This is a genomic window from Chryseobacterium sp. MEBOG06, from assembly GCF_021869765.1.
Classification (GTDB): Bacteria; Bacteroidota; Bacteroidia; order Flavobacteriales; family Weeksellaceae; genus Chryseobacterium.
In genome coordinates this window covers 2,194,410-2,208,627 of sequence record NZ_CP084580.1, presented here as the reverse complement: position 1 = coordinate 2,208,627, position 14,218 = coordinate 2,194,410, and the positions used below count along the sequence as shown (strand labels likewise).

Below are 14,218 nucleotides of genomic sequence, written 5' to 3'. Positions count from 1 at the left end.
ATTTTAAAATTATTTTATGCCTTGGAATCCGGAATTATATGACCAGTACAAAGATGTACGCTACAAACCATTTTATGATTTGGCAGCACTTATCAAACCTGAAAGCAATATAAAAGCTATTGATTTAGGGTGTGGAACAGGAGAGCAGGCGTCTATCTTAACAGAAAAACTGCCGGGATCTTCATTTTTAGGAATAGATTCGTCTGTACAGATGCTTGAAAAATCTAAAAAGTATGAAAATGAAAATCTACGCTTTAAGCTTCAGTCCATTGAAGAAACTGTGAAATCAGAAGAAAAATGGGATTTAGTTTTTAGCAATGCTGCTTTACAATGGGCAGATGATCACGAAACTTTATTTCCTAAAGTAATAGAACTCTTATCCCCTGCAGGCCAGCTAGCCATTCAGATGCCTGTTCAGAATGAAAATATACTGAATCAGATTCTCATGGAAATGGTAGATGAAGAACCTTATATATCCTATTTAAAACATTTTAAGCGAGACTCTCCCGTCCTTTCAATGGATGAATATGCACAGATTCTGTTTGACAACGGAATTGAGGACATAGAAATCTCCCAGAAAGTTTATCCTATCATTGCAGAAGACGGTGAAGCTCTATATGAATTTATTTCAGGAACTGCATTATTACCTTATCTTGAGCGGCTGGAGCATGAGCAAAAAGAAACTTTCATTACGGAATTCAAAGCACGTATTGCCAAAAGGTTTACAAAATATCCGGCCATTTATGCATTTAAACGTATTCTGATCTACGGACGTAAAAAATAAAAGGACCGTTTTAAAAATTAAAAAAAGCTATCATGATATTGTGATAGCTTTTTTGTTAAACATTCCCAGCTCCTTTACTATTACAACATAGTTTTTTTATCTTCGGAAAAAATTAATATAACAGAATTCCTCCAATGAAATATAAAAAAATATTTTCATGGTTTCCTCTCCTTTTGTTTTTTACGAATTGTTCGGTAAAGAAAAACACAACTTCTTATAATGATTATGAAGTAAAGCGGGATACTTTAACCTTATTGGACGAAAGCAGGAATAGAAAAGTTCCTGTAGCTTTTTACGTCCCAAAAACCAATACAGCAGTTCCGAATCAGAAAATTGTTATTTTCAGTCACGGATATGGATTTAATAAGGGCGGGGATTATTTTGCATATTCTTATTTAACTGAAAAACTGGCTTCAAAAGGATACTTTACGGTAAGTATTCAACACGAGCTTCCCACGGATCATCTTCTTCCGGTAGAAGGTAATCTGCAAATCGTAAGACGTCCCTTCTGGCAAAATGGTTCAGATAATATCCTGTTTGTTTTGAATGAGCTTAAAAAATTGAAACCTCATCTCGATTATCAGCACCTCACCCTTATAGGACATTCCAATGGTGGTGATATGGCAGCTCTATTCGGTAATCAGCATCCCAACCTCGTTTATAAAATCATTACGATGGACAACCGGAGAATGTTTCTTCCCAGAACTTCAATTCCCAAAATGTATACCCTCCGTTCCAATGATTATCCTGCTGATGAAGGCGTACTGCCTAATGCTGAAGAGCAAAAAAGATATCATATAACAGTACAGCCGACCTCAATTAACCATGGCCATATGGATAATAAAGGCAGTGATGACGAAAAAAAGATGCTTAATGATTTCATATTAAAATATCTGGATGAACAATAATTTCTTCAATGTCTGCAGGGAATTGTCTTAGCTTCGGCAGACTTATCCACAAAAAAATGTGGATAACTTGTGAATTTTAACATTAAATTCATGTTTCATATTAAAAATATTCCTACATTTACTATGTAATAATAATCGAAGTGGAAACTTTATTTGCTTTTCTTACTACTATTGAAATTGCAATTAAATTTGAAATAAAAATTTAAGCACAGCATTGTCGGCTGTGCTTTTTATTGTTGTCTAATTAAAAAAATGAGATGTTTTATCTACTGAATCCGCCCCTAAAGGGCGGGTTCTTTTATGATACCATTCAATAGAAACAGGGTATAGCCCACTTCTGTACGACATTGAACAGTTGATCCTGTGTAATACTGGTGCGGTTACTACTCAGAAATAATTCATTTTTTTGAAGATATATTATTGCCCTAGACATCTATTGTAGGTCAATACGGAAATATAAATTTTAATATATGCCGCTATTTATAACGATCCTGCATTTGCGGAGCATTATTTTTTCCAGCTGATTTATTTTTATTTCCGGGATATTTTCCCAGTTTTTCGTAAAGTTGATGAAGCTGATCAAGTTCATCTTCTGTCAGATCTTCGATAGCAACCATCTGATTACTTGCGGCCTTATGGCTGGCAATAAGTTCGTTAAGTTTGATCTGGATTGCTTTTGAGTCTTTATTTTGTGCTTTCTGAATAAGGAATACCATAAGAAAGGTAATAATAGTCGTTCCGGTATTGATTACCATCTGCCAGACTTCTGAAAATTTAAATACGGGCCCGGTAGCAGCCCAGATAAGCACCATTAAACTTGCTCCAGCAAATGCTCCGGCGCTTCCTGTAAAACATACTGCACGGTCCGAAAACCGGTCAAAAAAATTATTTTTCATAATTAGGGGGATTCTACAAAACAATATTTCAAACCTGAAACTGTAAAAGAAATGCAATGTTGTCTGGTAATATTTCACTAATGTATGTAAAATCCTGTTGTATTTTTATGAGCCAGATCATAAAGATATAATCTATAACATCATCCATTAAAGCAGATGGCCTTAAAATTGCACCTGTTAACATTCACCACTAAATTTATTATTATGGCAACAAGAACAACCGGAAAAAAAACAAGCACTGGGAAATCAACCCCTGCAAAGAAATCAGCTAAAACACCAGCTAAAAAGAATGCAGCCAAAGAGCTGAAAGACTTATTTGAAGATTCACTGAAAGATATTTACTGGGCTGAAAAAGCACTTGTGAAAGCATTGCCTAAAATGCATAAAAATGCTACCGATAAAAAACTTAAAGCTGCCATTGAAAGCCACTTAATGGAAACAGAAGTTCATGTAAAAAGGCTTCAGGAATGTTTTAAATCCCTGAAAAAAAGACCGCAAGCCAAGAAATGTGATGCCATGCAGGGGCTGCTGGATGAGGGTAAAAGCATTATGGAAGAAACAAAACCAGGCTCTGTAAGAGATGCAGGTATCATAGCAGCAGCACAAAAAGTAGAGCATTATGAAATTGCCACATACGGAACACTGGCAGCTTATGCCAAAGTTTTAAAAGAAGATTTCTGCCTTAAAAACTTCCTCGCCACCCTGAATGAAGAAAAGAAATGTGATGCTCTTTTAACAAAAGTAGCAGATGTAAGACTGAATAGTAAAGCTCTGTAAACAGATGCTAAAAATATAAAAAGAGATATAGATGTATCTCTTTTTATATTTAACAAAAGTTTTAAATCCAATCAGTCATTACCGTCAAGAGGTAATTCTGAAACCGCTTTATAATATTTTTTTGGCTTGCTAAACACCAGCAGGATAAGTGAGGTAAAAAAAATAAAAAAGAATATAAGAGCGATCATCTGGTATAAACCTGTATTTTCTGTATTGGCTAAAAAGTCCTTAAAATTCTGAGGTATCATATGGAATTTATTTAGTTATTGGTTGTTGCTTGCTGTTTTTATTTCAGTAGTTCTGATATCAGTGCCAAGCCTTTGTAAATAAGAGATCAGAGCAATGATTTCTTTCTTCTCCAGTTCACCCGCAGGTCTTTTTGCATAAGCTTCTTTCAGGTCATTGGCCTCTGAGAAAATTTCCTTAACAATTTTTTTTGCCTGATTATCTGCCCATGAGTTGGCTGAATCTATCTGAGCTTTACTATAAGGAACATCATATTCTTTTTTCATCAATACAATTTTATCCACCATTTTTGATCTGTCAAGGTCATTGCTTATCAGCCACGGATATCTGGGCATAATAGAACCGGCAGAAGTAGATCTCGGATTGTACATATGTTTATAATGCCATGAACTTGGATTCTTCCCTCCTTCTCTGTGAAGATCCGGCCCTGTTCTTTTCGAACCCCACAGAAACGGTCTGTCATAAACAAATTCTCCTGCTTTAGAATATTCCCCGTTTTTACCATTGAATCTCACGATTTCATCTCTGAATGGTCTTATCATCTGGGAATGACATGCATTACAGCCTTCCCTGATATAGAGATCTCTTCCCTCCAGTTCCAGAGGAGAATACGGTTTTACTGCTGAAATAGTAGGTACGCTTTGCTTCAATGATAAAGTTGGAATGATCTCCACCCCGCTTCCTATAGATAATACAAGGAATGATAGTATACTCAGTACATAAGGTTTTCTTTCAATCCAAAGGTGAGTGCCTTCTCCTTTCCTTCTTTTATTGCTGATAACAGCCAGTGCAGGAGCCTCTGCTGAAACTTCTTTTTGGAATGAACCTTGTCTGATGGTTGCTATTACATTAACGGCCATCATTATAGCACCCAAAATATACAACGCTCCGCCCATAAATCTCATTTTGTAATAAGGAATGATTGCAGTGACCGTATCCAGCCAGTTCTTCCACATTAATGTTCCGTCCGGATTGAACTGCTTCCACATTAAACCCTGGGTAAACCCTGAGATATACATGGGTACTGCATAAAAAACGATCCCGAGTGTACCAAGCCAAAAATGCCAGTTGGCCATTTTAACAGACCATATTTTTGTTCTCCACATGATGGGTACAAGATAATAGACCATTCCGAAGGCAATGAACCCATTCCATCCTAAAGCTCCCAGGTGAACATGGCCAATAACCCAATCTGTATAATGTCCGATCTTATTGATGTTTTTTGTTGCTAGAAGCGGTCCTTCAAAAGTTACCATTCCATAACAAGTTACAGCAACAACAAAAAATTTCAGTATTGGGTTGTCTCTTACTTTATCCCATGCACCTCTCAGTGTTAGAAGTCCATTCAGCATTCCTCCCCAGGAAGGAGCAATAAGCATAATTGAGAATCCTGTACCTACGGCCTGTGCCCATGCAGGAAGGGCTGTATATTGAAGATGGTGGGGCCCTGCCCAGATATAGACAAATATCAGTGACCAGAAGTGAATGATGGAAAGTTTATATGAAAAAACAGGTCTCTCAGCTGCTTTTGGAAGAAAATAATACATCAGTCCAAGAATCGGGGTTGTCAGGATAAATGCAACTGCATTATGACCATACCACCATTGTACAAGTGCATCTTTAACTCCTGCATACATGGAATATGACTTCCAGCCTGTAAAAGACAATGGTATTTCCAGATTGTTCAAAATATGCAGCATCGCCAGTCCTATCCATGTGCCTATATAAAACCATATTGCTACATAAAGGTGTCTTACTCTCCTTCTCGCAATAGTCATGAACATATTAATTCCAAAAACTACCCAGGAAAAAGTTATTAAAATATCAATTGGCCATTCATGTTCTGCATATTCTTTGGATGTATTAATCCCCATAAAGAAACTGATAAATGTAGCTATGATCATGATCTGCCATGTCCAGAAATTAATCCAGGATAAGATTGGGCTTGCCATCGGTGTTTTTAACAACCTTGGTAATGAATAATAAACACCGGTATAAACACTGTTGCATACAAAAGCAAAAATGACTGTACTGGTATGCAGCATCCTGATTCTTCCAAATCCAAAAGCACCATGGGTATTAATCAGGGACTGGATACCTCCATTTCTTAAACTTTGAATGGTTGCATCATCGGTACCGAATAAAAATTCAGGAAGTTCAGGATAAAACAACATCAATGCTGCCGTTATTCCGAATGTAAAGCCTATTAATCCGAATATTATTGTAGCGTATAGAAACGCCCTGACAATCTCATTATCATAACTGAATTTCTCTAACTCCATTTTATTATTTATTTTTTCTTATTGATCTTCGCTCTGTTTTTTATAGTTTTCATTATAGGGCAGTATGAATTGGCTATTCTCCATTGAATAATGATTTATCCCATACGTTTGCCGTCTTCAAATAATTTTCAAATTTAGAGAGAGAACAAAGACCATCTACGGTACTATTCATAGAAAATATTGTCTTTAAATAAGATGTATAAGCGAATTGGTTCTCCAGGATTCTAAAAACTAAAAAATTGTAAATCCAGTTTCCGCTGCATGCACTCAACTATTCTGTGCATCTTCATATAGAAAGAATATCATCATTAACCCCTTTGAAAGGCAGCAAAAGTCCTTCTCTATAGGCAATGCCTGCAGATATTATGATGACAGCCGTACTTAAAAAATCGGATTAGCTATAATATTGTTTCCTGAAGGCCTCAGGGGTGAACCGGGTATATTTTTTAAAAAACTTGATAAAATAAGAAGTGTCAAAAAAATTCAGTTCCATAGCAATGTTAGCAATGGAAAGCTCGTAATTGACCAACATACGTTTGGCCTCAAGCAAAACCCTGTTCCGGATGATTTCTCCTGCAGACATATTCAACTGCTCTTTGCACAAAAAATTAAGATGATTGGAGGTAATATATAGTAAAGCTGCATAATCTTTAGGGAGCCGCATATCTTTAAAATGATCCTGTATAAGATCAAAAAACTGTTTCAGAAGAACAGAGTTGTAACTTGTCCTGGTCAGAACAGGAACGTCCGGTCCCATCTCTCTGCTCGCTATCACAAACAGCCTGAGCATTTCAGCCGCTATCATCATAGGGCTCTGATAAGTTTCGTTCTTTAATTCTTTAAGAATAACCTCAAAAATGTTGATCATTTGCGGCCTTGTCACTTCTTTGATCTTCATCATCTGCTCACTTGAAAAAACATTAAAGAACGGAAACTGATCTACAGCAAAAGAACTTAAAAAAAGTTTATCAAAAAATGTGGCAGAAAAGTTAACAACATAGCCATCAACATCACTTTCAAATTCCCAGTTATGCACCTGCCCGGGCGACATAAAATAAATACAGCCCGGCTCTATGGGATAGCTCTTAAAATCAATAACATGCTGTCCCTTTCCAGAGGTAAAATAGACCAAATGATAAAAAGAATGTTTATGAATATGCTTAATAGGAGGATTGTTCATCAGATATCCCTGAAACCTATCTGCATTAAAAAGGTCGTTTGAAATCTTGCTGGCCACAAGATTACAGATATCAAATGTTGGATATGCTTTTTTCATTTTTACAATCGGTTATAGGTCAATTTACATCCGAAAAGATTGGTTTATTCAATGTTAACCGATCTTCAAAGTTAGCTCAAAATTGGTTGCATATATGGTATTAAACAACGTAAAAATAGTATAATTTACAGGTTTTGCTCCCTCAATGCAGATCCGTCTTACGATGAGACATTGGTGTAACACCTCCGTTCACCAATAAGTGCTGCCCATTCACAAATCAATTTACTCCCGTCATATACGGCATACGGCCATACCCGGAACAGGAAAAGCGGCGGTGCTTGAAACTACATAGATAATACGTCCACCATCTTCCACATGCAAAGCTGCCTGCTGCATAGTAAAATAGGCTCCTTTTGTATTAATTGAAAACAGTCTGTCAAATTGTTCTTCTGTACCGAAACAAGTTTTTTAAAAAATTAAAATTATTGTAGTAAATGTAATTAATCGTTGGAATATCCATGTGTTTTTTAACACTTTTTTAATCTTTATCGGTTGCAATGATTTTAAAGATTAAGTACCTTTGCTACTGGGATGCGAAAAAGGTTTTATCAATATTTATACAGCTTACTGTTTGCTTTACTCACCGTTTTAGGTTGGTATTACGGACAGCTTCAGCAGTATATTTCCACCGACATTCCCTCTGATTTCCATTTTACCTCTGATATTTTAGTTCATCAAAAGAAAAATATTGAAAATTCTTTTGCCTTTCTCAAAGATCACGAAGCAAGTGATTCTTACAATGTCAGCCACCCCCGCTATAACAAGATCAGAGCTAATCTTTCTGAAAACGATACAGAAAATGATGACAATGTAGAAACCTCGGCGTCTTCAGAGCTTCTTGCGCTGTTCAGAGATGGTTTCTGGCATTTGATATCAGACTTCGTCACTACATTTCACAACAGACAAATTGCTGTTTCACTGGCTCAATCTGAGCAGCTAAAGCCTTTATATGATGATCTGTACATCCAGTACAGGGTCATCAGACTGTGATTTCATAATATTTCTTCTGAAAATTCCATATGTTCTCCTGTTTTATTTTGAGAGCATAGAACTCTATTTTTTCAATTATAAATTATTATAAAATATTATTATCATGGTCAAGAAAAGTCTCATGTATATAAACGTGTGCTTTATTTTCTTCTTTATTGGCTGCCAGTCTGAAAAGAAAGAAAAAACAGAAACAGCATCATTCAACATTACAAGCCCTCTTATAAAAGATACTTTGGTTAATAAAGATTATGTTGCACAAATCCGTTCCATTAACCACATTGAGCTTCGTGCTCAGGAAAAAGGATACATTCAGTCTATTTATGTAGATGAAGGACAATATGTAAAGAAAGGACAGTTGATGTTCAAAATCATGCCCAACCTCTATGAATCTGATGTGAATAGTGCCAAAGCGGAAGCCAGATATTCAGAAATAGAATATCAGAATACCAAAAACCTTTCTGATAAAGATATTGTCGCTCCTCAGGAAATGGCAATGGCAAAAGCAAAATATGAAAAGGCCAAAGCCGAGCTTTCTACAATGAATACACATTTGAAATTTACAGAAATCCGGGCACCTTTTACAGGGATTGTAGGAAAACTGCACGTTCGAAAAGGAAGCCTGGTGGATGACGGAGAACTTGTTACTGAACTTTCTGACAACAGTAAAATGTGGGTTTACTTTAACGTTCCTGAAGCAGAATATCTTAATCAGATGGATGTAAAAAAGGACAACAGTCCAATGCATGTCCGTTTAAGAATGGCTAATGGGAAAGAATTTACGCAAGACGGAATTGTACAGACCATTGAATCTGATTTTAACAACGAAACAGGAAATATTGCCTACAGAGCTACTTTCCCAAATCCAAAAGGGCTTCTGAGATACGGAGAAACCGGAAATATCGTCATCACATCACCGTATGCCAATGCTATGATGATTCCTCAGAAAGCTACGTTTGAAGAGCTTGAAAAGAAATATGTCTATGTCATTACAAAAGACAACAAGGTAAAAGCAAGAGAGATAAAAATTGCTGCTGAACTACCACACATTTATGTTGTAGCATCAGGTCTCGGAAAGGACGAAAGAATCCTTCTGGATGGTCTTCGAATGGTTCAGGAGAACCAGAAGATCAGTTCAAAGTATCAGAAACCTCAGAAAGTAATGTCGAACCTGGATCTGTATGCAGAGTAATTAAAAAGCAGCATTATGTTTAAAAAAGTAATACACCGGCCGGTTTTCGCCATTGTGATATCGGTTGTCATCCTGTTTATGGGAGGTATAGCCATGAAGCAGCTTCCTACAGAACAGTTTCCAAAAATTGCGCCCACCACTGTAGCGGTTTCCATTGCCTATCCGGGAGCAAGCGCAGATGTACTGGTAAAATCTTCTTTGATTACCATTGAAAATGCCATTAATGGGGTTCAGGGAATGCGTTACATCACTACAGATGCTACCAGTGCAGGGGAAGCAACGGTAAATGTTGTCTTTGATCCCGGAACGGATCCCAATGAAGCCGTTGTTCTTGTGAAAACGAGAGTTGACCAGGTAATGCCTTTATTACCGGAACTTGTACAGAAAGAAGGAGTTGTGGTAAACCCTATTCAGCCAAGTATGCTGATGTATGTGAACCTTTACAGCACCAATAAAAGTATGGATGAAAAGTTCCTGTACAACTACTCTATGGTGAATATTATCCCGGAAATCAACCGTATTCACGGGATTGCAAAATCTCAGATTCTTGGTAGCCGAAGATATGCTATGCGTATATGGCTGAATCCTGATCGTATGCGTGCCTATAATATTTCTGTAGATGAGGTAATGAAATCCATTGGTGAGCAAAGTATCATCGGACGTCCCGGAAGAATCGGACAGAGTTCCGGTATCGCAGCACAATCTCTGGAATATGTACTTACTTATAAAGGGCAGTACAACAAACCGGAAGAATATGAGAATATTATCGTACGTTCCAATGCAGAGGGAGAAAATGTAAAACTGAAAGATATTGCCAAAGTAGAACTGGGCAGTGAATTCTTTGATATTTATTCCAATCTTGACGGGCATCCTTCCGCTTCTATTGTATTAAAACAAAACTATGGAAGTAATGCCAATGATGTAATCAGAGATGTAAAAGCGAAACTGGCAGAAATGAAAGGTAATTTCCCTCCAGGGGTGGATTATAAAATCAGTTATGATGTATCACAATTCCTGGATGCTTCTATTGAACAGGTAATGCACACCCTTAGAGATGCCTTCATCCTTGTTGCCGTTGTAGTTTTCATTTTCCTTGGTGACTGGCGCTCTACCCTGATTCCGATTATTGCTGTACCGGTTTCATTAATAGGAACTTTTTTTGTGATCCAGTTCTTCGGATTAACCATCAATCTGGTCACACTTTTTGCCCTTGTACTGGCCATTGGAATTGTGGTTGATAATGCGATTGTGGTGATTGAGGCTGTACATGCTAAAATGGAAGAAAGTAATATTTCTCCTTATAAAGCAGTGAAAGAAGTAATGGGTGAAATCGCAGGAGCTATTATCGCGATTACAGCAGTGATGGTGGCCGTATTTATCCCGATTTCGTTTATGACGGGACCGGTAGGTACTTTCTACCGTCAGTTTTCAATCACCATGGCAAGCTCTATTGTAATCTCAGCAGTAGTTGCTCTTACCTTAACTCCGGTATTGGCAGCCATGTTATTAAAAAACAACCACGGAAAGCCTAAGAAAGTCAATATTTTCACCAGAGCTTTAGATGCTTTTAACAGCGGTTTTGATAAAGTAACGGGAAAATATGCATCATTCCTCAGAAAGATCGTAAACCGAAAGATGGTAACCTGGGGAATCCTTATTGCTTTCTGTGCCGGAATTTTCGTAATCAATAAAGTTCTTCCGGGCGGTTTTATCCCTAATGAAGATCAGGGAACAGTGTATGCTGTGATTCAGACTCCTCCGGGATCTACTTTAGAGCAGACCAATAAAATTTCCCGAACATTACAGAAAATCGCAATGGGTGTGGATGGTGTAGAATCTGTATCATCACTGGCAGGTTATGAAATCATGACAGAAGGCCGTGGTTCCAATGCCGGAACCTGTTTGATTAACCTGAAAAACTGGAACGACCGTGAACATTCTGTAAAGGAAATCATGAAGGAGCTTGAAGAGAAATCAAAAGATCTGGGAGCAACCATTGAATTCTTTGAACCACCCGCAGTTCCGGGATTCGGATCTTCAGGAGGGTTTTCTATGAGACTTCTTGATCTTAACAGAACCACCAATTATCAGGATTTTGATAAAGTAAACAAAGACTTTATTGCACAGCTTAAAAAACGTAAAGAGCTTTCCGGCGTCTTCACTTTCTTTGCGGCCAACTATCCTCAATATGAACTGGTATTTGACAATAATGCGGCGATGCAGAAAGGAGTTTCCATTGGAAAAGCGATGGACAACCTCAACATCCTTATTGGTAGTACCTACGAACAGGGATTTATCCGTTTCGGACAATTCTTCAAAGTGTATGTACAGTCGTCTCCGGAATTCAGAAGATTACCTACCGATATTATGAATCTGTATGTAAAAAATGACCGGGATGAAATGGTTCCCTACTCTGCTTTCATGACGATGAAAAAAACTCAGGGACCTAATGAAATTACCCGTTATAATATGTACAATTCTGCCGCAATCCGTGGACTTCCGGCGGCTGGCTATACCACTGCAGATGCTATACAGGCCATTAATGAGACCGCTGCCAAAGCTCTCCCTCACGGATACAAAGTAGCCTGGGAAGGACTGTCTTTTGATGAAGCACAGCGTGGTAATGAAGCCATCTACGTGTTCCTGGTGGTTCTGGTATTTGTTTACCTTGTTCTAGCAGCACAATATGAAAGCTTCCTTATTCCGTTTGCTGTTCTTTGTTCGTTGCCTGTGGGAGTATTCGGATCCTTCCTGCTGTTAAAAGCAATGGGACTTGAAAATGATATCTATGCACAGGTAGGACTGATCATGATCATCGGATTGCTGGGTAAAAATGCAGTGCTTATTGTAGAATTTGCAGTGAAAAGGCGTCAGGCCGGAGATTCTATTCTGGAAGCGGCTGTAGAGGGTTCAAAAGCCCGTTTCAGACCTATTCTGATGACCTCATTTGCCTTCATCGCAGGTCTGGTTCCGCTTGTTTTTGCAAGAGGTGCAGGCGCCATCGGAAACCATACAATTGGTGCTTCTTCACTGGGAGGAATGCTTATAGGTACCTTATTTGGAGTGATTGTTATTCCGGGACTCTATTACATATTTGCCAAATGGTCCGACGGTAAAAAAATGATTAAAGACGAAGATGAATCTCCACTAAGCGAAGACATGATCCATTATGAATAAAAGAAAAATATACCAATATGCAGGTCTGGCAGTCGTCTTGTTAAGCCTTACTGCCTGCAAACCTATAGCTATAGAACAACGTGCCGAAAATAAAACCGTTCCCGAGAAATACGGTTCGGCAGAAAACGATACAACCAATACCGGAAAACTGAAGTGGAATGAATATTTCAGTGATCCGAATCTTCAGGCATTAATCAATCAGGCGCTCCAGAACAATCAGGAACTGAACATTGTGCTTCAGGAAATTGAAATGTCTAAAAATGAAATCAATGCCCGCAAAGGGGAATACCTTCCTTCCGTGGGTCTGAAAGCCGGAGCAGGTGTGGATAAAGTAAGCCGCTATACCAATATTGGGGCAATGGAGGCTAATACTGAGATAGAACCCGGAAAAGAGATGCCAGATCCCATGTTTGATTTTGGAGTCGGACTACAGGCCAAATGGGAAACGGATATCTGGGGAAAGCTTCATAATGCTACAAGGGCTCAGGTACAGAGATACCTTGCGGGTATTGAAGGAAAGAATTTTATGGTTACCCATCTTATCTCGGAAATCGCAGATTCCTATTATGAATTGCTGGCACTGGATAATGAACTGGTTATTTTAAATCAGAATATCAAAATTCAGAAGGATGCCCTGGAAATCATAAAAGAATTAAAAAAGAATGCCCGTTCCAACGAACTTGCTGTACAAAGATTTGAAGCCCAGGTACTGAAAACACAGGGAATGCAGTACGATATTCAGCAGAAAATTGTAGAGGCAGAAAATAGGATCAATTATCTTGTCGGAAGATTTCCCCAGCCTATAGAGCGGTCTAAAGATTCTTTTGATTCTGTAATCCCTCAGACCGTATATGGCGGAATTCCATCCGAGCTTTTAGAAAACCGACCGGACATCAAGCAGGCAGAATATGAACTCGCAGCCACAAAACTGGATATTAAAGCTGCAAAGGCAAGGTTCTATCCTTCTCTTGATCTTGCTGCGGGAGTGGGTTTACAGGCATTTAATCCTACTTATATTATTAAACCGGAGTCTTTCCTGTTCTCTCTTGCAGGAGAGCTTACCGCTCCTTTGATTAACAGAAGAGCTATAAAAGCAGCGTATTACAATGCCAACGCCAAACAGATCCAGGCGGTTTACCATTATGAACAGACGGTTTTGGGAGCTTATATCGAAGTTGCCAATCAGTTGTCTAAAATTCATAATCTTGAAAACAGCGTAGACATCAAAACCAAAGAGGTAAATGCTTTGACAAAGTCTATTGACATTTCCAATGATTTGTTCAAATATGCGCGTGCCGATTATATGGAAGTTCTGCTGACACAAAGGGATGCCCTGGAGTCTAAGTTTGAACTGGTAGAGAAAAAAGTAAATCAGCTTAAGGCTAGTGTTGCTGTATACAGAGCACTGGGTGGCGGCTGGGATCAGAATCCTCTTACCGTTCCCGATATTAATAAAAGATAATAAGCCCCATATTTTTTTTCAAACGAAGCTTGTCATTTATTTGATGAGCTTCGTTATTTTTATCAGCTTGCGGCAATACTCATCGTTAATTAAACGATTTCAAAATTCTATTCACATGGAAAAGAACACAATACATTATATTTCAGTTTTACCGTTACCTAACAATGTATAATATCAGCTAAATTTTTCCGATCTTTATCCCTAATTTTAAATGAATAGCAACTAAAAGCG

10 protein-coding genes are annotated in these 14,218 nt (G+C 38.0%); 7 read left to right on the top strand and 3 right to left on the bottom strand.

The window, feature by feature from the left end:
• The first annotated feature begins 16 nt into the window (after positions 1–16).
• Positions 17–784, top strand: coding sequence for a methyltransferase domain-containing protein (locus tag LF887_RS10120; protein ID WP_236859070.1), 768 nt, complete (start codon positions 17–19; stop codon positions 782–784).
• 134 nt (positions 785–918) lie between these two features.
• Positions 919–1,692 (top strand): alpha/beta hydrolase, encoded by a 774-nt coding sequence (locus LF887_RS10115; protein ID WP_236859069.1) that lies wholly within the window; start codon positions 919–921, stop codon positions 1,690–1,692.
• A 476-nt stretch (positions 1,693–2,168) separates the two neighbouring features.
• On the opposite strand, the gene LF887_RS10110 is transcribed toward LF887_RS10115, so the two are convergent.
• On the bottom strand, positions 2,169–2,588 hold the full coding sequence (locus tag LF887_RS10110) for a low affinity iron permease family protein (protein ID WP_236859068.1): 420 nt from the start codon (positions 2,586–2,588) through the stop codon (positions 2,169–2,171).
• A 204-nt stretch (positions 2,589–2,792) separates the two neighbouring features.
• On the opposite strand from LF887_RS10110, the gene LF887_RS10105 reads away from it, so the two are divergent.
• A complete protein-coding gene (locus LF887_RS10105; RefSeq protein WP_236859067.1) occupies positions 2,793–3,365 on the top strand; it encodes a ferritin-like domain-containing protein in 573 nt (190 codons plus the stop codon).
• A 263-nt stretch (positions 3,366–3,628) separates the two neighbouring features.
• Here LF887_RS10105 and ccoN read toward each other — a convergent pair whose 3' ends face one another.
• Together ccoN and LF887_RS10090 are read right to left on the bottom strand one after the other, a co-directional pair.
• Positions 3,629–5,893 carry a cytochrome-c oxidase, cbb3-type subunit I gene (gene ccoN / locus LF887_RS10095; protein ID WP_236859065.1) on the bottom strand — a complete coding sequence of 755 codons (2,265 nt, stop codon included), beginning with the start codon at positions 5,891–5,893 and terminating at the stop codon, positions 3,629–3,631.
• A gap of 394 nt (positions 5,894–6,287) precedes the next feature.
• Positions 6,288–7,169, bottom strand: coding sequence for an AraC family transcriptional regulator (locus LF887_RS10090; protein WP_236859064.1), 882 nt, complete (start codon positions 7,167–7,169; stop codon positions 6,288–6,290).
• A 531-nt stretch (positions 7,170–7,700) separates the two neighbouring features.
• On the opposite strand from LF887_RS10090, the gene LF887_RS10085 reads away from it, so the two are divergent.
• The 4 genes from LF887_RS10085 (at position 7,701) to LF887_RS10070 (ending at position 13,987) form a co-directional block, all read left to right on the top strand.
• Complete coding sequence (locus LF887_RS10085) at positions 7,701–8,159, top strand: hypothetical protein (RefSeq protein ID WP_236859063.1); 459 nt, start codon at positions 7,701–7,703, stop codon at positions 8,157–8,159.
• Positions 8,160–8,262: 103 nt separating this feature from the next.
• Entirely contained in the window at positions 8,263–9,348 is a 1,086-nt protein-coding gene (locus LF887_RS10080; RefSeq protein ID WP_236859062.1) for an efflux RND transporter periplasmic adaptor subunit, read from the top strand.
• Positions 9,349–9,363: 15 nt separating this feature from the next.
• The gene (locus LF887_RS10075) at positions 9,364–12,525 is read left to right on the top strand and encodes an efflux RND transporter permease subunit (RefSeq protein WP_236859061.1); all 3,162 of its coding nucleotides are present in this window, start codon (positions 9,364–9,366) and stop codon (positions 12,523–12,525) included.
• Positions 12,518–13,987 carry a TolC family protein gene (locus LF887_RS10070; RefSeq protein WP_236859060.1) on the top strand — a complete coding sequence of 490 codons (1,470 nt, stop codon included), beginning with the start codon at positions 12,518–12,520 and terminating at the stop codon, positions 13,985–13,987. The genes LF887_RS10075 and LF887_RS10070 overlap by 8 nt, the downstream gene beginning before the upstream one ends.
• Positions 13,988–14,218 lie beyond the last annotated feature (231 nt).